A 409-nucleotide genomic window follows, 5' to 3' on the forward strand; every position below is an offset into this window, starting at 1 on the left:
TTTAAAGTATCAGACGATGGATTAGTAGCGTATGGTTTTGATTACAATTTTTCATATATGTATGATATACTGTTAAATCATCTATACGAAATCCAACCAACTACCGGATATTTAGCTTTTACACCCTGTGATATAAGCCTGACGGCAACAGGTGATCACGCAGTGGCTATTGGGTATCGCAAAGCGGGTAATCTCTCATCTTCATTAATGTATGCTACGTCTTGTTTATGGAAATTTAATTCAAATAATCATTCAATGGCAACTATCAATTGTATCAGACTTCATCATGTTGGTTATCATTTTAGTGAATATCATCCTGGACCGAAATTATCTATGGATATAAATCATTACAATAATTCACATTTCATCGCTGTTGGAAATTCACCAAATCGAAGTATTGAAATTTATA

1 protein-coding gene is annotated in these 409 nt (G+C 33.0%); it reads left to right on the top strand.

Translation table 11 applies throughout. The features are described from left to right. On the top strand, positions 1 to 409 hold a 409-nt coding region (locus tag D7Y04_RS46220), incomplete at both ends, for a hypothetical protein (RefSeq protein WP_233601875.1).

It is taken from the genome of Corallococcus sp. AB038B (assembly GCF_003668955.1).
GTDB lineage: Bacteria > Myxococcota > Myxococcia > Myxococcales > Myxococcaceae > Corallococcus > Corallococcus exiguus.